The sequence below is a fragment of the Sphingomonas limnosediminicola genome (assembly GCF_039537965.1).
Classification (GTDB): Bacteria; Pseudomonadota; Alphaproteobacteria; order Sphingomonadales; family Sphingomonadaceae; genus Sphingomicrobium; species Sphingomicrobium limnosediminicola.
On record NZ_BAABBM010000001.1, the window covers coordinates 637,543 to 657,065 of the forward strand.

Here is a 19,523-nt window from a genome sequence, read left to right on the forward strand (position 1 = left end):
GGAGCGGCATGCCCTGCGTATCTCACTCGCCCAATCAGAACGCGAGCGACGCCACGCCAGAAATTTGCTGAACCGTTTGTATGAAGGCCGGGGATATGGTCGAGATCACGAGCTGCCCGATCCGTCGAGCTCCGTGACGTTCACCGCTTGCGCGGGCAAGTCGCTCGTCGGAACGTTGACGCTGAACGTCGACTCCGAGCGTGAATTAGCTGCCGACCGAACCTTTCACGATTCACTCGAGCCGTTCCGCAAAGCACCTGGCGCTAAGCTTTGTGAGCTCACAAAGTTCGCTTTCGATACGTCAACTTCAGCTCGGCCCCGTCTTGCCGCTCTTTTCCATGTCGTTTTGATATTTGGTTCTGCGCGGTTCGACTGCACGGACCTCTTTATCGAAGTAAATCCGGGGCACCGGCGCTTTTACGAAGCGATGCTTGGATTTACGCCCGTTGGCGGTGCCAGGTTGAACGAGAGTGTAAATGCTCCCGCACAGCTAATGTGGCTCAACGTAGATCGCATCCGCGAACACGTCGCTGACCGCTCGCGCGCGGACCGTCCGACGCGCGGAACCTTGTACAGCCATTTTTTCTCACCACCGGAGGAAAATGCGATTCGGTTGCGCTTGCAAGCGATCGCAGCACACCGCCAAAGTCACATGCCGAAACTTGCCTTGCCGTGGAGGCCGGGCCGCCAAACAGAGCCCAGGCAGTTTGCTTCACTGTCAGGGCGGAGGCCCGCGACGCCCCGCGATCACTTGCAGCCGGAACCCGCCTCCTGAAGTGGCGTGCAGCAGAGCTTGGCGATGCGGCTACGCTAGTGGCAGCTTTGGGTCGAAAGCTGCCACAAGCGGACGATCCCCTAACGGCCAATTCGGGCCGTTGAGCGCGATGGTTTTCACCCAAATCGCTTAACCGGTCTTTCGTCATCGACGTTTAGTGCGGCCCGATGACCGACGCGCAAACTTCTGAAGCGCCGCGAGATGCGAGCGAGGGGAGCCCAGCTCTGAAAGGCTCGCTCCTCCTGTTCATCGTGTGGCTTGGCTTGGTCGGGCCCGTCTATTCTGTCGCGTTGAACGGCTTCTTTGCCGTGCGCTGGGCGGCGATGTATCCCGAAGCGGGCAGCTATTACGTGACGTGGCACTTCTGGTGGTTTGTCGCCGCGCGAGAGGCCAGCAGGATCATTGCCGCGCTGGCGCTTGTTCGGCGCTCAGCCGCCGCCGTCTGGTTCACAATCCTCGTTCTGTGGGTGTCCGGCCCTGCGCTGGTGACGGGGACGTGGTTGCTGTCCGGACCTGTCATCATGCCCGGAGCGCTCGTCCGTTCCACGGCAATCGCGGCCGCGGCTACGCTCTATCTACTGCGGTCGGGGCGGGTTCGGACCGTTTACCGGCTCCGTGCGGAGCCAGACCGATCAAACGCAACGAGCCCGCCGTCACCGGCTGCTCTCGGCTATGGACCTGCAACGATCGACAGTCGGCGATGGACGGGCGATTTCAGTCCGCCGCGAAACCCCCTCGCGCCCTGGAGGCTGAGGATCGGCATAGGGCTTTTTGGTCTAATCTTGGTCTATGCGCCAATCGCAATCTTCGATGGCTTCCGTAATCGAGCCATCCTCGTTCCATTGTGCAAATACGGTGCGTGTACAGTTCAGATTGAACGCCACGGTGCATTCGTTCTTTGTATCGCTGTCTGGTTGATCCTTGCCGCTGTAAGCGCGCTGCTAATAGTCGGCTTCTGGCGATTATTGCACAGAGATCGGCCTGCTTAACAGGCTCCTCGCTGCCCTCGCGAATGTCTCCCCCCGGTCGGAAGCCCACATTTCCCAACGACAGGAATGGGTCGAAAGCGGTCTCTTAGTTAGGCGAGTTTAGGTCGTCCTTTCGAGCACGCTCGTCCGAGCGATGAAGGAGCCGTCTGTCGTTCCACGTTGAATAAAGCACCAGCCCGGCCACTAGGACCACGACGATGATTAGCGCAGCGGGCATGCTCCTAACCTGCGCCCGCTCGCCAACGGCCGCAATGGGTCGGTACCGGCCGAAAGGGTGGAAAGCTGCTGGCCAGGGCCATTTACTTTTCCTTTGACTGTCGAATCTAGGACGTCGGCATGGACAACTCCCCACCCCCGCCGACCACCCTCTCTTCCGCGATGACGCAAGCCGGAAAGCGCGGCTGGAACCGGGGCACATCAAGCAGCGGGCGCGTCCTGGGACTGTTCGTGGCTTTCCACGGCTACTGCGCCGCCTTCATTTTCGTTCTCAGCGTGCTGGGCGTGATGAACGGCATCAATGTCAGCGGTAACCTCAAGGGAGCGGCCATCACTGGGGTCGTGGCGTTCGCTCTAATAAAGCTCGGTCATCGACTTCGTCGAAACCAGCCTGCGCAGGTCTGACGAGCAACTACCGCACCAACAAGTTGCCACTGGCCGCTAGTGGCAGGAATGGGTGGAAAGCGGGCATTGCACCATTCGCCATTTTTCCGTTTCTTGTTTGTCCGCCGCTATCCACGGCGGATGGCAGACGAACAGATCATGCAGCATGTTCGCTTGCATCATGTACATCAGCACTTTGTTCGAGTTGCGCCGCAGCCGCTTGAGCGAACGGAACCGCCTGGACATCGGAAGGCGCGCGAGTAGGCTCGCCAAGCGATAGGCACCGTACGAGAAAATCTGCGCTCCCTCGAAAGCATCTCTCGAGAGATGTCTCGTTAGATCAGCCGACGCCTCCTGGTCCTCCCCGAAGAGGTCGACCGGATCGCTCGTCAGCATGAACCCACTTTTCCTGCGCAGACGGAGATCGTCGGGCAAAATGCCGTCGGCCGCATCGCGGAGCACTGCCTTTTCACGCCCGTCGCGCATTTTGAAATCGACGGGAATCTCTTTCGCCACTTCGTAAAGCTTGTGATCGAGAAAGGGCAGCCGCGCTTCGAGAGAATGCGCCATCTCCTCGCGGTCTCCGAGGAAACAGAGGATGTCGAACGGCATCGACGCAAGGCGGCCCTGCTGCACTGCGCAAATCACCGGTTTGGCCTGGTCGGAACGGACCGTTGTGCTCATTCGAGCAGAAGCAAGCCGGTGCCGCTGGCTCCGGTGAAAGATGAACAGCGACAGCCTTTTCAGGAGTGCGCCCGACAATCCGCCAAGTTTCAGTCGCCTAGCCTGCGCCGATGCGCTTCGGCCGCGGGGAAGCGCATTGCGCGTCTCGCGGATCGCGTCCTCGAAATAGGTGCGATAACCGAGGAATATTTCATCCGCTCCTTCGCCGGTGATCACGACGGTGACATGCTTCCGCGCCAATTCGGACAAGAGGAACTTGCCGACAGGAGCCAGAGACACGAACGGAAGCTCCGAGAACCAGAGCGACTTGGCCACATTATCCCATAGCATTTGCTTGCTGACGGCGAGTTCGTGATGAGCCGTTCCAATGACGTCCGCCGCTCGACGCGCGAAGCGCTGCTCGTTTCGGTCGCTTCCCTCAAACGAGATGGAAAATGAATGCAGCGGCAAATTCAAATTGCGTTGCATTAGCGCTCCAATGAACGCGGAATCCACGCCTCCGCTTAGATACAAGCCCACCGGCACATCCGCTCGCAGGCGTAGCCGCACGGCTTCTTCTAATTCGTGCAAAACCAATCGGGCGCATTCTTCCGGAGCGTCACCGAACGGCTGGGGAACGGCGTCCGCACAATGCGCAGGAATTTCGTCTGACCAGTACCGTGAAATTTCGATATCATGTGTGTCGACGTCGATGGTTAGAAAAGATGCGGGGGGCACATGCTCAATTTCCTCAAAGGGAAACTGCATATTGACCGGGTCCAGCTCGACCAGTGGATCGAAGGCGGCGACATTAAGCCTCGGGGCGACCAGGCCGCTCGCAAAGATGGCCTTCATCTCTGAGGCGAAGACGAAACCGCCGCCGGTTAGCCGAGAAAAATAGAGAGGTTTAATTCCAAATCGGTCGCGCGCGGCAATGAGAAGGCGCCTCGCTTTGTCGTAAAGGAGGAAAGCGAACTCGCCTCGCAGCTCGTCAAAACAACCGAGGCCGTATTCCCGGTATAGATTGAGAATGACCTCCGAGTCGCTCTTGGTTCTGAAGGCATGGCCCTTGGCCTCGAGCGACCTTCTGATCCTCTCGAAGTCGTAGATCTCGCCATTGCAGATAAGAACGAGATTGCCGTCTTCGCTGTGCATGGGCTGTTCGCCCGTCGCGAGGTCGATCACCGCCAGCCTGGTGTGGGCAAACGTCAGCCCGGCAGCCTCCTCAGAAAACGAACCGCGGCCGTCGGGACCGCGATGGTGAAGCACTGCAAAAACGTTTTCGAGACTGGAACCTGCCAGCTTGGGACCGAGAGCAGCAAAAATCCCGCACATCCTGCACCCGCTCCGAGCCGAATGTGCCATTGTCGGAGCGCTTACGCTGAATGGCAATCATCTCCCCAAGCGGGAGACATTTGTCATGAGCCGGCGAGCAGATTGTAATGTCGGAAAGAATAGCTTGCGCGCTCCTAATGGAGTCGGTGGCGCTGAACGGCACCGCTTGTCGATGGCCTCTTTTTGGCGCCCCACCGCGGAACGAATCGTTTATCGGGTTGCCGGTCTGCCGATCGCACTCCTATGGTTCGGGCCTGCGGGGGACGACAGCAGTGATCCGCTGCAGGCCGCTTTTGCTTGGCGCTACTGGCATCCCAGTGGAATGGGAGAGTGGTCCGAACTCGTGACCGCCATGCTCGTCTGGCCCATCGCTGTCTTGCTCGCGGCGCTTTGGTTTTCGGCGAAGAACGGAGCGGTGGTCCGGCGCCGGTACGGCAAGCCGTTGACGAAGCAGTTCCTCGAACAGCTGAGATTCTATTTTTCGGCCGGGGTGCTCCCGCCGTGGTATTACATCTTCTCGCTGCACGACGCCGGCGACCGGCGCGCATTGACCTTCATTCAGCGGTTCGAGACCAAGCCCTGCTATTTCCCGCTCCTCAAGCCCCGAAAGGGCTCGCCCTTGAACGACAAGGCGCGCTTCGCCGATTACTGCACGCAGCACGGCATCCGCTGCGTCCGAACCCTCATTCACCTTAAAGGTGAGCACCCCGGCACGCCGCTTCCCGATAAGGACCTCTTCGTAAAGCCGTGCACGGGCCGCGGCGGCCGCGGAGCCGAGCGATGGGATCGGATCGCGCCTCGGACTTATGCCAATACCTGCGGCGAACAACTCACAGGTCGTCAACTGCTGGAACGACTGATCGCGAGATCTCGGCAAGAGCCGCTGATCGTTCAACTCCGGATGCGCGCTCATCGTGACCTGCTGAGCCTGACGGCAGGAGCGCTGCCGACCATTCGCGTCCTGACCTGCCTGAATGCGGAGCATGAGCCCGAGGTGATGGCCGCTATGTTACGAACCTCGTTCGGCCATAACGTGACGGTCGACAATCTTCACGCCGGCGGAATAGGGGCGCTAGTCGACTTGGAATCGGGTCACCTGTCGAGGTCGAGCAATATCGGGTCAGATGCACGCCTCGGCTGGTTCTCCACCCACCCCGACACGGGCTCAGCAATCGAGGGCCGTGCAGTTCCCCTGTGGAGTGAAGCCAAGTCCTTGGCGATAGGGGCCCATCGGGAGTTCAACGACCGCATCGCGATCGGCTGGGACGTGGCAATCCTGGACGATGGACCGATCATCGTCGAAGGAAACGGCAATCCCGACTTGGACATCCTGCAACGGTTCATGCGTGTGGGGTTACGCGATCATCGGTTCGCGGACCTGCTCGCTTATCATCTGCGGAAAAAGAGGACCGCCGCTTAAGGCGACATGCCCACCCATCGCAGCGGGCGTCCGGAAACGGCTAGTGTCCGCAATGGGTCGAAAGCTGCCATTAGCTCTCTCCCGGCGTGGTGCTATCCAGAGGTTCGCGGCCCCGAATGCGATTGAGGCCAAGCGTGAGAAGCGATCAACCTGCAAGTGGGCAAGCAACGTGCCAAAGGTTAGACAATCAATTTCGCCTCTAAGGGTCGAATTCGGGCTCGATCGAGGGGGTTAGACAATGCAACCCTCTGAAAACACTCAATTCAGGTAGTCCAGCTGGGCTCACCACTACCCACCCCAGCATCTAGGCCGGGCGAAGCTCAACTGTCAGCAGTTCGTGCTTGTCGCTACTCCACCGACAACGGCGCCAATAACGCCACCGATCGCGGCGCCTGCGCCCGCGCCGTGACTGGCGCTGCCGACCGCTGCGCCCACGGCCGCTCCTGCCGCTCCGCCGCCGACCACGCCGGCAGCGGTATTGCAGGGATAGCCATAATAGCCGTTGTAGCCGTAGCCATATCCGTACGGCGGTGGGTAGCCGGGATAACTATATCCATAAGCATAACCGACACTCGGATAGGGGTAGGCCCCGTAATAGGGATAGTAGCCGCCGTAAGGAGCATAATAGCCGTCATAAGCAGAATAATAGCTGCCGCCGTAATAGGGGTAGCCGATGTATCCGCCCCAATAGCCACCGCCCCAATAGCCGTGGCCGCCACCGTGATGACCGCCGCCGTGGCCCCAACCGCCGTGATAGCCGCCACCTCCGTGACCGCCCCCACCGCCGCCGTGATGACCGCCGCCACCTCCGCCGCCGCCGCCGTGATATCCGCCGCCTCCATGGCCGCCTGAACCGCCGCCTCCATGGCCGCCGCCGTGTTGCGCGTAGGCAGCGCCTGATGCGCCAATCAGCGAAAGTGCGGACAGGATGATTGCTAGGGATCTCATGACACGACTCCCGATCAGAAGCCGTTAATTTATGGATTACTCGTCGTGGATAATATGAGGACTGTTACCTAGTTGCCGAGCTCAAGAGCCAAGCGCGAATAGCGGGGCAAATGAGGTCGCAAGATTACTTGACTATAACGTGGCGCGTAGGCCGTAAGTCCTCGCGGTTATCGGCTTTGCTTGCGCGACGCTCGATGAGCAGCGCAAGACACATTGCGAAGGTCACCGCGATGGCCGCGGTGCGCAAAGGAAAATCGACGGAAGAGTGAATCAGGATGGCCGCCGATGCGATCGATGCGGCGCGTCCGTACGCGCCGGCATCCCTATAGCGCCAGGCACGAAACACCACCCTCCCCCACCAAGCGAGGAACAGACACATAAGAAGTATCCCAGCAACACCGAGTTCAACAGCAATCTCGAGATAGTCGTCATGGGCATGAATGACGTAAGTGTCGGTGACGTAGGTCCGCTGCTCGTAAAGCTGATAGACCTGGCGATACGAACCGAGACCCGATCCCCACGGCATGAAGTCGCGCGTCATCTCGACGCTGGTGTCGAGCATTTCCCGCCGGCTGTGGACCGACCCGCTGACGTCGGAACCCCACTCGGGACCGTTCGTGGAGCTTGTCGCAAGAACACCGACGGCGCCGATCACGAGCAGGCCAGCCAAGACCAGCGCCAGGCGCCGCATCGAGCTGCGCTTCGGCAGGACGAGCAGCGCGCTTGCCGCGAGCACCGGGAACGCCAGGCCAATGCCGGCAAGCGAACGATTGATCGCAATCCCAACGACGATGACGATGGCGAGGGCTGTCGCGATGGTGACAAGCGCGGAATTGAGCTGGCGGTCGCCACCCCGTGCCGATCCGAGCAGCGCTGCCAGAAAGGGCAAGCTGACGACGAGCAGGATCGCCATGTGATTGCCGTTCGCAAAGAAACCCGTCGCGACGCCGAAGCTGCTCTGGGCATAGAGGTACCACGGCGACGCCGCAGCATCTGTCGCCGAAAGCTGTAGCACGCCGAGCAAGATTCCGCCGACCGTTCCGAGCAGAAGCGCCGCGGTCAGCCAGCGCGTCCGATAAGCCTTCAGGCGCACGATGGCAGCGAACATCGCCAGAGGCGGTATCAAGGCGAGCAGCGAGCTCACCGATCCATAGGGTGTCAGTGATACCGGCATGGCGGGTGGTGCTAGCCCGAGCGTGCGAAAGCCGGCCGCGATGGGTGCTCGTCCACCCATGTTCATCCAGATCGAGGGTGGTAGCGGAACGAGTTGAACCAAAATGACCGCGACTGTGATCGCGGTGAGGATCAGCAATTGTCGCGCGGCCGGGATCAGCGGCTGGTCGACATGCGCGACCGCCGCCCAGGCGAGTATGGCGATACCGACTAGCTGAAGCACCATGTTGGCCCAGGCACCCTGCGCGCTTCCGCCCGCGATCAGGCAGGCAAGAAGATACAGCGGCGCGACCGCCTCGCGAGCGCGGCTACCCATTGACCGCTTCCAGTTTCACGCCCTCGATCGTCGCATCGACTTGGTGCGAAATGTCGCCAGACGTTCCGCCGAGCTCTACCCATTGGGCGGGGCAGTCAGCGGGGACGGTGAAGGTCAGGCCGCGGGCGGAAATGGCATCAAGCCCGATCGCGCCAAGCGGCGCGTCCTTCTTGTCGCAACGGACGGACCAGTGCAGCGATTTTGTCCGCGCCGGGTCGCCCGAAACTCTAATGGTCAACCGGTAATTGCCGGGACGAAGAACGAGCAGCTGTCGCGCAAGCATGCCGTCTTCCTGCCCGTAGAAGATGACATGCATCCTGCCGCCCGGCTGACGCTCGGCGAGCCCGACGGTCGATGACACCAATTCCCAGTTGAACGGCGTCGCAGCCTTCGATTCAGTGAAATCCGCGTCGAATATGGTCGTGGAGGCCGTCAGCGGGACCTTCCATTGCCGTGCCCAGAGCGCACGGGCACGATCGTACTGCCCTGCCGTCACCAGGCTATTCACCAGAATCGGGACCCAAGTGCTGCCGGCCGCAACATGATCCCAGTCGGCGAGCGCGAGCACTGTATCAGCATTGGCGACGTTGGATGCGAGCTTCGTCAGCGACGCATCCTCGATATTCGCGTCGGCACGGAACATCTCGCGAAGCTGCGGCCACGTCGCCGGATCTTTCGCGTACGTCGCAACATAAGGGGCAACCGTGTCGATGCCATGCGGTGCAAGACGGCTGAGGGCGAGGACCTCTTGCAGGCCGTGCCGGGCATCGTTGGTCCGGAAATAGGCATCAGCGAGGAAGTAACGCGCCGCGAGCGAGCGTGGATCGCGGAACTCCGCAGCCTCGAAATCGGCGATCGCCAGGCGAACATTGCCGACGAGCTGCGATTGCACGCCTCGAACCAGGAACGGCTCGGGGGCTAGCGGTGCTTTGGTTGCAGCCTCGTCGACCAGGTCGAAAACAGCGGGCGGAACGGCTTTCCGTTCGCGCGCAGCGCGGCCGATCTCGGTTAATGCGAGCGAAAGTTGCGCCGTCGGGTGACCCGGCCAGATCCGGGCGGCGGCGTCGGGGTTGCGATCCGCCAATGCGTCCACGGCAGCGTTCCTGACGACCAGCACGGCAAGAATCAGCGCGACGGCCAGCGTCAGCAGGCGGCGAATCATGATCAAGCTTGAAGAAGCGAACTTGGCGTCAGTGCTCTGTCCCCTGGGGAATCATTAGAATCTCGGTCCGCTTCTTGTCTACCTTCGGATGCCCGTAGCCGTAGCCGTAGCGGCTGTAGCCATAACCGGCCTCCCGCGAGGCCTTGGTAAGCGCCGCGCCGAGGATATGGTCCCCGTCGCTTCCAGTCGGTTGAGCGCTTCTACGCCTGCGCGCGCGCGTCGAACCGGCCTCGACAACGAAAAGGCCGTTACCGACAGCGCGGCAAGCAACGGCGAATCGGCGAGGACGAGGACGAGGACGAGGGTTGGCGGGCCATCGATGATGACAAGGTGTAACGCCTGCTCCGCTTCCACGAGGATTTTGTGCATGCGCTGAGTCGACAGGAGGTCGGCCGGATTGGGCGGCAGCAGCCCGCTCGGTAGCAGCGACAGGTTAGGATGCTGGGTTTCGAGCACGTGACCGCGGATGGGGTCCTGGGTCGTCAGCAGCTCGCTGAGTCCGACATTGCGCGCTATCCCCGATAGCCGAATTTGATCCAGATTGCAGAGCACTATCGCCCATAGTGGACGAAATCAAACCTCAGCGGGCGGCGTCGGCACCGTCCCGAGTGTCGATATACCAGCGGTCCTGGCCTTCAAGCACAAGCGCGGTGAGCACGCCGGTTCGGTAGGCGCCGGTGTCGATGCCGATGCGGTTCGAACGCTCCTCGACGTCATCGACAATTGTGTGCCCGTGAACCACGACCATTCCGTGGTCGGTGTCGTCGAGCAGGAAGGGGTCGCGGATCCAACGCAGGTCGGACTGCTGCTGCTGGTCGATTGGAATGCCGGGCCGGATCCCGGCATGGACGAACAGATAGTCGCCGAACCGGCACGTATCGACGAAGCTCGCCAGAAACTCCTTGTGGCTGTCCGGGATCGCACGCTGAACCATCTGCACCGCTTGCTCGGCGGGGACCTCCGCCAACGAGCGCGGATCGACGCCATAGCTGTCTAGACACTGCGCACCGCCGAACCGCAGCCAGCTGGGGACCGGCGTAGCATCGCCGTCCAGGATGCGCAGCAGCACTTCCTCGTGGTTGCCGAGGAGAAAGACCGTCCGCGCGCGCCCCGGCCGATAATTGCGCAATCGTTCAATCACCTGCGCCGAATGCGGACCGCGATCGACGAGATCGCCAAGGAACACGATGAGCGCCTTGCGAACTGGACGCTCCTGCAGATCATGCTCGACCCCCCGCAACAAACGCTCAAGCAGGTCGAGTCGACCGTGGATGTCGCCAATCGCATAAGCGCGATGGTCGCGTGGAGCGCTACGGATGGCGTCGGCGCCGCGCATGAAACTGAGAATACCCACTTTTGAAACCTCAGCGAGTCAAAGCCGCGCCGGGCGGGTCCGTTCCAGGAAACATCTGCCGAGCCCGGCCGTCATGCGCTCAAGAGCTGAAAGCGGGGAATGGTCACATCGAAGGCCGAGCCATCCTCATCGACCATTCGATAGCTTCCGCTCATCGACCCGGACGGCGTGTCCAATGGGCAGCCGGAGACATAATCGAAGCTGGCATTTGGTGCGATCAAAGGCATTTCGCCGACGACCCCCTCTCCAACGACTTCGTGAACGGTCCCGCGTCCATCAACGATTGTCCAGCTGCGCGAGAGGAGTTGCACGGCCTTGTCCGAGCCGTTCTCGATACGAACGTGGTAGGACCAGAACCAGCGGTTCGCGCTCGGGTCGGACTGCTCGGCAAGGAAGCTGACGGCAACGCGTACGGCGATGCCGCGCGTCACTTCGACATTCGGAAACAGCATGGCCATGGCGTCGGTCGTCACGGTTCGAGCCTAGGCGAGACCACCCGCGCGGCGCAACCGGTCGACGAGCCGGCCGCGCGCATCTGCGACCGGTTGAGCGCGGTCGGTGAGCAGGTCGCGCAATAGAAAGTGGCCAGTAAGGTCGAGACCTTGAGCGATTTCTTCCCATGACGCGGGGCCGCCTTCCCTCACAAAACGCGGCAAGGGCAGGAGTTTGCAGGCATAGGGTTCGGCCTCGGCAGCGCTGACCGCCCTGCCCGACTTCGGACTCACTGCGACGAGATCGTCATTGGAACCCGTAACCGCGCAGTTATCGAGATCGAGGCCGAAGCCCAGTTCGGCCAGCAACAGTAATTCATAGCGGACGAGCGCGGCGCCCCACCCGCCTGCCGAGGGCGCCGCTTCGATGGCGTCAAGCAAGCCCTCCAATGCCCAGAACAGCCGCGGATAGGGCTGACCTTCGGGCAGCGCGGTCGCGGTCAGCGCCGTCGCCCACTCAATGGCGGCGGCGGGCAGCGGCTCCGAGAGCAACGGCGCGCGGCTGTGGATCAGTTCAATGGTCGCTTGGGGCAACTGGGTATCGTTGCGCGCCGCGAAACCCGCGTGCACGGAATTGCCGGCGATCAGCACCGGCCGCATACGCCGCCCGCGCGCACCGCGCACATAAGCCGCCTGCAGACCATGTTCCGCCGTTATCAACCAGACGATGGCGCCGTGCTCGCCATGGTTCCTCAGGGCGCAGACGATTGCCTGGGCCTCGAACCTCATCCGCGCGGGTGGAAATAATCGTAGAGCTGGCGCGCCATCGCCTTGCTGATCCCGGGCGCCTTCTCGAGGTCCTCGAGAGCGGCTCCCTTCACGGCGCGCGCAGTGCCGAAATGCATGAGCAACGCTCGTTTGCGGTTGGGTCCGATACCCGGAACCTCGTCGAGCGTCGATGTCGTCAGGCTCTTCGCCCGCTTGGCGCGGTGCGTGCCAATGGCAAAGCGGTGCGCCTCGTCGCGCAGACGCTGCAGATAGAAAAGCAAGGCAGAGTTAGTAGGAAGCGTAATCTCGCGCCCGCCGGGCAGGTGGAACACCTCGCGTCCCTCGCGGCCGTGATGCGGCCCTTTGGCGACACCGACAACCGGCACGTCGTTCACGCCGGAATTCTCCATGACTTCGCATACTGCCGACAGCTGTCCCTTGCCGCCATCGATCAGGATCAGGTCGGGCCATTCGCCCGTCTGCCGATCTGGATCGTCCTTCTCGAGCCGGGCAAAGCGTCGCTCCAGCACCTCCTTCATCATGCCGAAGTCATCGTTGGTCTGCGCCGACTTGATGTTGAACTTGCGATAGCTGTTCTTGCGGAAGCCCTCGGGGCCGGCGACGATCATCGCGCCCGTCGCATTGGTGCCCATGATGTGGCTGTTGTCATAGACCTCGATGCGCTTCGGCACGTCGGCTAGGTCGAACGTATCTGCCAGCTCGCGCAGGATCTTGCCCTGGGTCGTCGTCTCGGCAAGGCGCCGGTCGAGCGCTTCCTCGGCATTGCGTTGCGCCTGTTCGAGGAGTTTGCGGCGCGCGCCGCGCTGCGGCCGTTCGATGACGACCTTTCGCTCGGCGCGAGCCGACAGCGCTTCCTCTAGCAATTCACGGTCAGGCAAATCGCGATCGATGAGGATGCGCCTTGGCGGCGGCATGTCTTCGTAGAACTGGACGAGGAAGCTCGACATGACCTCGGCTTCCGGCACTTCGTTCACATGCGCTGGGAAGAAGGCGCGGTGGCCCCAATTCTGTCCGCCGCGAATGAAGAAAGCCTGGATCGAAATTGTGCCGCCCTTGCAGGCCAAGGCGAACACGTCCGCATCGCCTAGTCCCTCGGCGTGCACCGTCTGGCTACCCTGGATGTAGGTCAGCGCGCGCAGGCGGTCGCGATAGACGGCGGCGAGCTCGTAATCCTGCTTCTCGGCCGCAATCGCCATCTGCTTGCTCAGCCGCGACTGCACGCCGGTCGATTTACCGGCAAGGAACTCCTTCGCCTCGCCGACCAACTCGCCATAATCTTCATCGCTGATCCGGCCGACGCACGGCGCCGAACAGCGCTTGATCTGGTAAAGCAGGCACGGCCGCGACCGGTTCTCGAAAAAACTGTCGGAACAGCTGCGTAGCAGGAACAGCTTCTGCAGCGCGTTAAGCGTTCGCGTGACCGAACCGGCACTCGCGAAGGGTCCGTAATACTGACCTTTAATGCGCCGCGCCCCACGATGCTTCTGCACGCGTGGAAATGAATGGTCCTCGCGCAGCAGGATGAACGGAAAGCTTTTGTCGTCGCGGAGGAGCACATTGTACGGCGGCCGGAAGCGCTTGATGAGCTGGGCTTCGAGGAGCAGCGCCTCCGCCTCCGTCTGCGTGGTCACCACCGTCATCGAGCGCGTCTGCGCCACCATCCGCTGCAGCCGCTTCGGCAGCTTGCCGACCTGCGTGTAATTGGTAACCCGATTCTTCAGTGCTCTCGCCTTGCCGACGTAGAGCACGTCGCCGCGCGCATCCTGCATGCGATAGACGCCCGGCCGTACCGGAAGCGTCTTCACCACCTCACGGATCGCCGCGACCCCCTGGTCGAGGTCGGGAAGCTCCGATCCGCGCACGGCATAGGTCGCCTGCTCTTCATTGAAGCGCTCGGCTGCGTGTGGGTGATCCGGACGGTCGGCCGGGGTTCGGTTCATACCCCGTATCTAGGAGGCGAAGACGCCTCTATCCAGCATTGGAAATCAGGCGGCGGCGCGCTGCGCCTGCTTCTTTTCCTCGGCCAACATCCACTCGAGCGCGGCGCGCGCGTGGATCACCGTCGAATCGTAAACCGGGAGGACGTTGGCCCGCACCTCGACCGCAAGCACGAGTTCGGTGCAGCCGAGGATCACCGCCTGCACTTTCTGCTTCGCGAGCTCGGTCATCAGCGTCTTGAGCTTGCGCTGGCTGTCACGGACCACGCGGCCGGCGGCGAGTTCATCGAAGATGATCCGATCGACTTCCCTCATCCAGCCGTCGCCGATCGGCGCCAGCTGAATACTGCGCCGTTCGAGCCGATCGCGAACGTGACCCTCGGTCATGGTGAAGCGCGTCCCGAGCAGCGCAACCCGGGTCATCCGGTCAGCGACGAGCACGTCGGCGACAGCGTCACCGATGTGGAGCATCGGCACGTCGACATTGGCCGCGACGGCGTCGAAAACCTTGTGGCCGGTGTTGGAGGTGATGATCAGCGCCTCGGCGCCGCCGGCCTCGAGCCGCTTCGCCGCGTCCAGTGTCTCTTTGGCGACACCGTCCCAATTGCCGGACAGCTCCATCTCCGCGATCGGCGCGAGGTCAAGGCTTTCGATGCCCAGGCGCGCACTGTGCAGGCCACCCAGGCGCTGCGCTACGCCGCGGTTGATATGGTCATAGTAAAGCGCGGTCGAATGCCAGCTGGTGCCGCCGATGATGCCAAGCTTGCGCAATTCCCCTGCCCTTCCCGCTCTTGTCCCCGTAGGCATATTCATCCGTTATCGTAACGGGTGCGGCAAGCGGTTAACGCTATAGTCAGCGGAAATTAAACGACTTTGCGATGAGTTGTTGGCGTCATTAGCCAAGCGCTTTGACGATTTCCTCGGTCATTTTCTTGGCGTCGCCAAGCAACATCATCGTGTTGTCGCGATAGAAAAGCTCGTTGTCGATGCCGGCATAGCCGACGCCGCCCATCGACCGCTTCACGAACAGGCAGGTGCGCGCCTTTTCCACGTCCAGCACCGGCATGCCGTAGATCGGCGAACTCTTGTCGGTCTTGGCCGCGGGGTTGGTCACGTCGTTGGCGCCGATGACGTAAGCGACGTCGGTCTGCGCGAACTCCGAGTTGATATCCTCGAGCTCGAAGACCTCGTCGTAGGGCACATTCGCCTCCGCGAGCAGCACGTTCATATGGCCCGGCATTCGGCCGGCGACCGGGTGGATCGCATATTTGACCTTCACGCCCTCTTTCTTGAGCAGGTCAGCCATCTCGCGGACGGCGTGCTGCGCCTGCGCCACCGCCATGCCGTAACCGGGGACGATGATGACCTGCTCTGCCTGCTTCATCAGGAAGGCCGCGTCTTCGGCTGAGCCTCGCTTGTAAGGTCGGTCGATTGCGGCAGCGTCGCCGCTGCTCGCCACGGCGCCGAATCCGCCCGCGATCACCGAAATGAAGCTGCGATTCATCGCGCGGCACATGATGTAGCTGAGGATTGCGCCCGAGCTGCCGACGAGCGCGCCGGTTATGATCATCGCGCTGTTGTGAAGCGTGAAGCCCATCGCTGCCGCGGCCCAGCCCGAGTAGCTGTTCAGCATCGAGATCACGACCGGCATGTCCGCGCCGCCGATGGGAATGATCAGCAGGAAGCCGATCGCGAAGCTGAGCCCCATGATCGTGAAGAAGACCCACGGCGACTGGTCCTGCACGAAGTAAGCGATCAGCCCGAGGATGCCGAGCAAGGTGCCGAGATTGATGATGTGGCGTGCCGGCAGAAGAATCGGCTTGCCCGACATGTTGCCGTTGAGCTTCAGGAACGCGATCACCGAGCCAGAGAACGTGATCGCGCCGATGGCGACACCGAGTCCCATCTCGATCCGGCTGACCGGCAGAATGCTGATGATTGAGGGACTAGCGATCGGCGTGATCCGCACCGCAATCCCGAACGCCTCAGGGTTCAGATAAGCTGCTGCGCCGACAAGCACCGCCGCCATACCGACGAGACTGTGGAATGCCGCCACGAGCTGCGGCATCGCGGTCATCTGAATTTTCCGCGCCGTAACCAGGCCGATCCCGCCGCCAATTGCGATCGCGACGAGGATTTCGACCAGAGCGCGCGCTCCAACGCCAAAGTCATCCCCTGTCGGCTGCCCATAGAGCGATCCCGTCGGCATCGGAGCGACGTAGAAGAACGCGACATAGATGGTGGTCAGGACAGCAATCGCCATGCCGATCATGCCGGTCGTGTTGCCGCGGCGACTGGTATCCGGGCTTGATAGTCCGCGAAGCGCCAGAATGAAGCAAATGCCGGCGATCAGGTACGCCAGCAGAACCCAGGCGGGTTGTGCGTGCACTGTGGCCTCAGCCATCCTTCCGCTCCCGCTTCTTGTACATCGAAAGCATTCGCTGCGTGACGGCGAACCCGCCGAAGATGTTCACGCTGGCCAGCGCGACCGCGATCAGGCCCAGCCATTTGGACGAAGCGCTGCCTGCCGCGGCAGCAGCGATCAGCGCCCCGACGACGATGACGGATGAGATCGCGTTCGTGACGCTCATCAATGGCGTGTGAAGGGCCGGCGTGACGGACCACACGACATAATAACCAACGAAGCAGGCGAGCACGAAAATCGACAGGATGGAAATGAAGTCCATGACGCCTCCGGCAAGTCAGGGCGGCATTAGTGGCGGGTCGGCCAAGGGCTGTCGAGTGCGGAGTGCAACTCGACCGTTAATCATGACGCAGTTATCAAATTTATAACCTTTTCGCGCGCACACACGGGCGGCCTTTTAAAGGAAGCTCGGGTCACGTGACGAAGAACGGTAAATGGGGTCTGGAAAGCAAGCAGTGGAAGCTGCTGCTCTGGACGGCGTTTGCCGGCCTCATCTTCGGTGTGATCGGTTTTGGCGATATTGCCGAAGATACAATCCGCACCGTGCGGAACACCTTGCATTGGCACAAGGCCAGCGGACAGGTGGTGCTGGTTCGCATCGACGATGAGTCCCTGCGGAAGGTTGGCCGGTGGCCCTGGCCCCGGCGCTACCACGCCCAGCTGACAGACCAGCTCACCAAGGCGGGCGCCAATCGCATCTTTTTCGACATCAATTTTTTCGGCTCGACGACGCAGGCTGACGACCGCGCATTCGCCGACGCGCTGCGGCGGTCCGGCCGGGTGATCCTGGCTGCACGCACGCGATCCGGCCCGAACGACGGCACGGCCCAGCAAGGCACGCCGCTGCCGATCCTCAGCAACGCTGCCCACGGTTTGGCTTCGATCAGCTGGATGTACAACTTCCGCCAGGCGGTGAAGAGCATCCCCTATGCGGCTCAGGCGGATGGCCGGACATTGCCGAGCTTCTCAGCGCTCATCGCTCACCGCGACGGTCCGGTCGACGCATCCTATGCGCCCGATTACTCGCTCGATCCCAAAACGATCCCGAGTATTTCGTCGGCGCGAATCCTGGAAAACCAATTCGATCCAAAGCTGATCGCCGGCAAGGACATCGTCATCGGCACCTCCACCGAGGAGTTGGGTGACCAGTTTTTCGTTCCTGGCACGGGCCGCCTTGGCGGTGTGTATGTGCACATCATCGGTGCCGAAACCCTGCGCCAGGGTCGTCCCGTCAATCTCGGCTGGATGCCCCTATTCCTGGCAGCGCTGGCGATCAGCGGCGTGGCTCTATCGATGCGGAACGGCCGCTATCAAGGGGCCGTGCTTGCCCTGACGACAGGCGCCCTCGTCGTCGGTCCAGCGATACCGGAAATGTATCTTATAAGCCTGGACGTAACGCCTGCGGTCTTCGTGATGCTGACGATCATGGGCGTAATCGGCTGGCGCCGCTATCACTTGCAGGGTCTGGTCAATCCGCTTTCGAACCTGCCCAATCTCAACGCTATGCGCGCCTATCGCGAAGGCCGTGAGCAGGCATTGATCGCCGCCCGGATCCTCAATTACGAGGAAATCGTGGCCACGCTGCCGCCGCAGAGCGAAGTTAACCTCATCGAGCAAATCGTATCGCGCCTGACCGTCGGCGCTCCGAACCGCACGCTCTATCAGGGCGACGCGGGCATCTTCGCGTGGTTTGAGGAGCCGCGCCAGCCGGTCGGCAACCATCTCGAAGCGCTATACGCCCTCTTCCGCAACCCAGCGCGCGTCGCCGAGATGCCCATCGATCTGTCGATTGCGTTCGGAGTCGAAGTCGGCAGTGGCCGCTCCGTCGCCAACCGTCTCGCCAGCGCCCTCGTCGCCGCGGACGACGCCGCCCACGACGGTCTAAAGTGGAAGTATCACGATCCCGAAACACTTCAGAATGCGTCGTGGAAGCTGTCGATGCTGAGCCAGCTCGACGAGGCAATTGACCGTGGGGAAGTATGGGTTGCCTACCAGCCAAAGCTGGAACTTTCGACGCGGCGGATCATCGGCGCCGAGGCACTCGCCCGCTGGACGCATCCCGACAAGGGGCCCATCGCAGCGTCCGAGTTTGTCGGCGCGGCGGAACAGAACAATCGAATCGGCAAGCTCACCGACTTCGTGCTTGACCAGGCGGTGGCGGCGGCTGCGCAACTCAACCAGCGTGGAATCGATTTTGAGATTGCCGTTAATCTTTCCGCACGGTTGCTTACCGACAAGGGCTTCACGCTCAGGCTTTCTGCGCTTCTGGCTCGTCATCGGCTTGCGCCCGAGCGGTTGACGCTGGAACTGACCGAAACGGCCGCTCTGACCGGGGGCGAAGGTCTCGACATGATCATGCGGTTGCGTGACCTGGGCATCAACATTGCCATCGACGATTATGGCACCGGACTCTCGACCCTCGACTATCTGAAGAAGATCCCGGCAAACGAAATCAAGATTGACCAGAGTTTCGTCAAAGGCGTGGTCGACAACCGCAGCGACCGCCTCATGGTCCAGTCGACTATCGGTCTCGCGCACTCGCTGGGCCGCAAGGTCGTTGCCGAAGGCGTGGAACACCGCGAGATCCTCGATCTCCTCGTCGAGATGGACTGCGACATCGCCCAGGGCTTTGCCATCGGGCGGCCGATGAGCCTCGAAAGTCTCACCAAACGACTGGCGTCCGGCCGCAAGCGCGGCGCCGCCTAGAAACCCTTTCTTCGCCGAACCGTGTTGCTTGCGTGATGATCTCGCGCGCCCGCAACATGGTTACCCATTTACTAACCATTTTTTTTAAGCATGATGGCCCCGTCGAATCACTTCGAGCAAAGGGGTTTCACAATGAAGAAGATCGATCCGCGCCGCGGCATCTGGGACTGGCTTCTCGGTGGTGGTTGGGCCAGCGGCGGCTCGAGCGGCTGACGGATGGCTCACTTCACAATGTGAAGCAAAGCAAAGCGCTCGCCCTTCCGGCGGGCGCTTTTGTTTTTCCAGCGTCACTCTCCTCTTGAGACATCTTGGAGTTAATAAAGGTTAACTGTTTGCTAACCATAACGATTAAGGTTAATGTGCCTTCAACTGCCGAATCGCAGTTAGGCAACAAGGGGTTTAGAGATGAAGAAGATCGACCCGCGTCGCGGCATCTGGGACTGGCTCCTCGGTGGTGGCTGGTGCAGCGGCGGATCGCACGGCTAAGCCTTGATCCGCGC

Annotated in this window: 18 protein-coding genes; 5 read left to right on the top strand and 13 right to left on the bottom strand. The window is 61.6% G+C overall.

The window, feature by feature from the left end:
* Positions 1 to 64: 64 nt before the first annotated feature.
* The gene (locus ABD704_RS14655; RefSeq protein ID WP_425565449.1) at positions 65 to 775 is read left to right on the top strand and encodes an N-acyl amino acid synthase FeeM domain-containing protein; all 711 of its coding nucleotides are present in this window, start codon (positions 65 to 67) and stop codon (positions 773 to 775) included.
* A 167-nt stretch (positions 776 to 942) separates the two neighbouring features.
* A complete protein-coding gene (locus tag ABD704_RS03225) occupies positions 943 to 1,764 on the top strand; it encodes a hypothetical protein (protein ID WP_344698251.1) in 822 nt (273 codons plus the stop codon).
* Between the two features lie 85 nt (positions 1,765 to 1,849).
* On the opposite strand, the gene ABD704_RS03230 is transcribed toward ABD704_RS03225, so the two are convergent.
* The gene (locus ABD704_RS03230) at positions 1,850 to 1,981 is read right to left on the bottom strand and encodes a hypothetical protein (protein ID WP_344698252.1); all 132 of its coding nucleotides are present in this window, start codon (positions 1,979 to 1,981) and stop codon (positions 1,850 to 1,852) included.
* Positions 1,982 to 2,100: 119 nt separating this feature from the next.
* Between ABD704_RS03230 and ABD704_RS03235 the strand changes: the two genes are divergently transcribed.
* Positions 2,101 to 2,385 (top strand): hypothetical protein, encoded by a 285-nt coding sequence (locus ABD704_RS03235; RefSeq protein WP_344698253.1) that lies wholly within the window; start codon positions 2,101 to 2,103, stop codon positions 2,383 to 2,385.
* A 36-nt stretch (positions 2,386 to 2,421) separates the two neighbouring features.
* Here the strand turns inward: ABD704_RS03235 and asnB are convergent, their stop codons facing one another.
* Complete coding sequence (asnB, locus tag ABD704_RS03240; RefSeq protein ID WP_344698254.1) at positions 2,422 to 4,392, bottom strand: asparagine synthase (glutamine-hydrolyzing); 1,971 nt, start codon at positions 4,390 to 4,392, stop codon at positions 2,422 to 2,424.
* Positions 4,393 to 4,534: 142 nt separating this feature from the next.
* Here asnB and ABD704_RS03245 point away from each other — a divergent pair, with 142 nt between their 5' ends.
* The gene (locus tag ABD704_RS03245; RefSeq protein ID WP_344698255.1) at positions 4,535 to 5,782 is read left to right on the top strand and encodes a sugar-transfer associated ATP-grasp domain-containing protein; all 1,248 of its coding nucleotides are present in this window, start codon (positions 4,535 to 4,537) and stop codon (positions 5,780 to 5,782) included.
* 327 nt (positions 5,783 to 6,109) lie between these two features.
* On the opposite strand, the gene ABD704_RS03250 is transcribed toward ABD704_RS03245, so the two are convergent.
* The 11 genes from ABD704_RS03250 to ABD704_RS03300 form a co-directional block, all read right to left on the bottom strand.
* Positions 6,110 to 6,730, bottom strand: a complete 621-nt coding sequence (locus ABD704_RS03250) for a hypothetical protein (protein WP_344698256.1) — start codon at positions 6,728 to 6,730, stop codon at positions 6,110 to 6,112.
* A 124-nt stretch (positions 6,731 to 6,854) separates the two neighbouring features.
* The gene (locus tag ABD704_RS03255; RefSeq protein WP_344698257.1) at positions 6,855 to 8,219 is read right to left on the bottom strand and encodes an O-antigen ligase family protein; all 1,365 of its coding nucleotides are present in this window, start codon (positions 8,217 to 8,219) and stop codon (positions 6,855 to 6,857) included.
* Entirely contained in the window at positions 8,212 to 9,381 is a 1,170-nt protein-coding gene (locus tag ABD704_RS03260; RefSeq protein ID WP_344698258.1) for a tetratricopeptide repeat protein, read from the bottom strand. The genes ABD704_RS03255 and ABD704_RS03260 overlap by 8 nt, the downstream gene beginning before the upstream one ends.
* A 78-nt stretch (positions 9,382 to 9,459) precedes the next feature.
* Positions 9,460 to 9,933, bottom strand: a complete 474-nt coding sequence (locus ABD704_RS03265) for a P-loop NTPase family protein (protein ID WP_344698259.1) — start codon at positions 9,931 to 9,933, stop codon at positions 9,460 to 9,462.
* A gap of 28 nt (positions 9,934 to 9,961) precedes the next feature.
* Entirely contained in the window at positions 9,962 to 10,717 is a 756-nt protein-coding gene (locus tag ABD704_RS03270; RefSeq protein WP_344698260.1) for a metallophosphoesterase, read from the bottom strand.
* Between the two features lie 89 nt (positions 10,718 to 10,806).
* Complete coding sequence (apaG, locus tag ABD704_RS03275) at positions 10,807 to 11,193, bottom strand: Co2+/Mg2+ efflux protein ApaG (protein ID WP_344700471.1); 387 nt, start codon at positions 11,191 to 11,193, stop codon at positions 10,807 to 10,809.
* Positions 11,194 to 11,217: 24 nt separating this feature from the next.
* Positions 11,218 to 11,955 carry a DNA repair protein RecO gene (recO, locus tag ABD704_RS03280; RefSeq protein ID WP_344698261.1) on the bottom strand — a complete coding sequence of 246 codons (738 nt, stop codon included), beginning with the start codon at positions 11,953 to 11,955 and terminating at the stop codon, positions 11,218 to 11,220.
* Positions 11,952 to 13,895 carry an excinuclease ABC subunit UvrC gene (uvrC, locus tag ABD704_RS03285; protein ID WP_344698262.1) on the bottom strand — a complete coding sequence of 648 codons (1,944 nt, stop codon included), beginning with the start codon at positions 13,893 to 13,895 and terminating at the stop codon, positions 11,952 to 11,954. The genes recO and uvrC overlap by 4 nt, the downstream gene beginning before the upstream one ends.
* Positions 13,896 to 13,940: 45 nt before the next feature.
* Positions 13,941 to 14,663 (bottom strand): aspartate/glutamate racemase family protein, encoded by a 723-nt coding sequence (locus ABD704_RS03290; protein ID WP_344698263.1) that lies wholly within the window; start codon positions 14,661 to 14,663, stop codon positions 13,941 to 13,943.
* Between the two features lie 124 nt (positions 14,664 to 14,787).
* The gene (locus ABD704_RS03295; RefSeq protein WP_344698264.1) at positions 14,788 to 16,296 is read right to left on the bottom strand and encodes an NAD(P)(+) transhydrogenase (Re/Si-specific) subunit beta; all 1,509 of its coding nucleotides are present in this window, start codon (positions 16,294 to 16,296) and stop codon (positions 14,788 to 14,790) included.
* The gene (locus tag ABD704_RS03300) at positions 16,289 to 16,579 is read right to left on the bottom strand and encodes an NAD(P) transhydrogenase subunit alpha part 2 (protein ID WP_344698265.1); all 291 of its coding nucleotides are present in this window, start codon (positions 16,577 to 16,579) and stop codon (positions 16,289 to 16,291) included. Before ABD704_RS03300 ends, ABD704_RS03295 begins: the two co-directional genes overlap by 8 nt.
* 155 nt (positions 16,580 to 16,734) lie before the next feature.
* Here ABD704_RS03300 and ABD704_RS03305 point away from each other — a divergent pair, with 155 nt between their 5' ends.
* A complete protein-coding gene (locus ABD704_RS03305) occupies positions 16,735 to 19,023 on the top strand; it encodes an EAL domain-containing protein (RefSeq protein ID WP_344698266.1) in 2,289 nt (762 codons plus the stop codon).
* Positions 19,024 to 19,523: the final 500 nt, after the last annotated feature.

Bases quoted from the DNA above. Each gene is read 5' to 3' on its own strand.
- ABD704_RS03260 (WP_344698258.1), bottom strand. From the start codon at position 9,381: ATGATTCGCCGCCTGCTGACGCTGGCCGTCGCGCTGATTCTTGCCGTG.
- asnB (WP_344698254.1), bottom strand. From the start codon at position 4,392: ATGGCACATTCGGCTCGGAGCGGGTGCAGGATGTGCGGGATTTTTGCT.
- ABD704_RS03295 (WP_344698264.1), bottom strand. From the start codon at position 16,296: ATGGCTGAGGCCACAGTGCACGCACAACCCGCCTGGGTTCTGCTGGCG.
- uvrC (WP_344698262.1), bottom strand. From the start codon at position 13,895: ATGAACCGAACCCCGGCCGACCGTCCGGATCACCCACACGCAGCCGAG.
- ABD704_RS03245 (WP_344698255.1), top strand. From the start codon at position 4,535: ATGGCCTCTTTTTGGCGCCCCACCGCGGAACGAATCGTTTATCGGGTT.
- apaG (WP_344700471.1), bottom strand. From the start codon at position 11,193: ATGGCCATGCTGTTTCCGAATGTCGAAGTGACGCGCGGCATCGCCGTA.
- ABD704_RS03255 (WP_344698257.1), bottom strand. From the start codon at position 8,219: ATGGGTAGCCGCGCTCGCGAGGCGGTCGCGCCGCTGTATCTTCTTGCC.
- ABD704_RS03270 (WP_344698260.1), bottom strand. From the start codon at position 10,717: ATGCGCGGCGCCGACGCCATCCGTAGCGCTCCACGCGACCATCGCGCT.
- recO (WP_344698261.1), bottom strand. From the start codon at position 11,955: ATGAGGTTCGAGGCCCAGGCAATCGTCTGCGCCCTGAGGAACCATGGC.
- ABD704_RS03250 (WP_344698256.1), bottom strand. From the start codon at position 6,730: ATGAGATCCCTAGCAATCATCCTGTCCGCACTTTCGCTGATTGGCGCA.
- ABD704_RS03230 (WP_344698252.1), bottom strand. From the start codon at position 1,981: ATGCCCGCTGCGCTAATCATCGTCGTGGTCCTAGTGGCCGGGCTGGTG.
- ABD704_RS03300 (WP_344698265.1), bottom strand. From the start codon at position 16,579: ATGGACTTCATTTCCATCCTGTCGATTTTCGTGCTCGCCTGCTTCGTT.
- ABD704_RS03225 (WP_344698251.1), top strand. From the start codon at position 943: ATGACCGACGCGCAAACTTCTGAAGCGCCGCGAGATGCGAGCGAGGGG.
- ABD704_RS03235 (WP_344698253.1), top strand. From the start codon at position 2,101: ATGGACAACTCCCCACCCCCGCCGACCACCCTCTCTTCCGCGATGACG.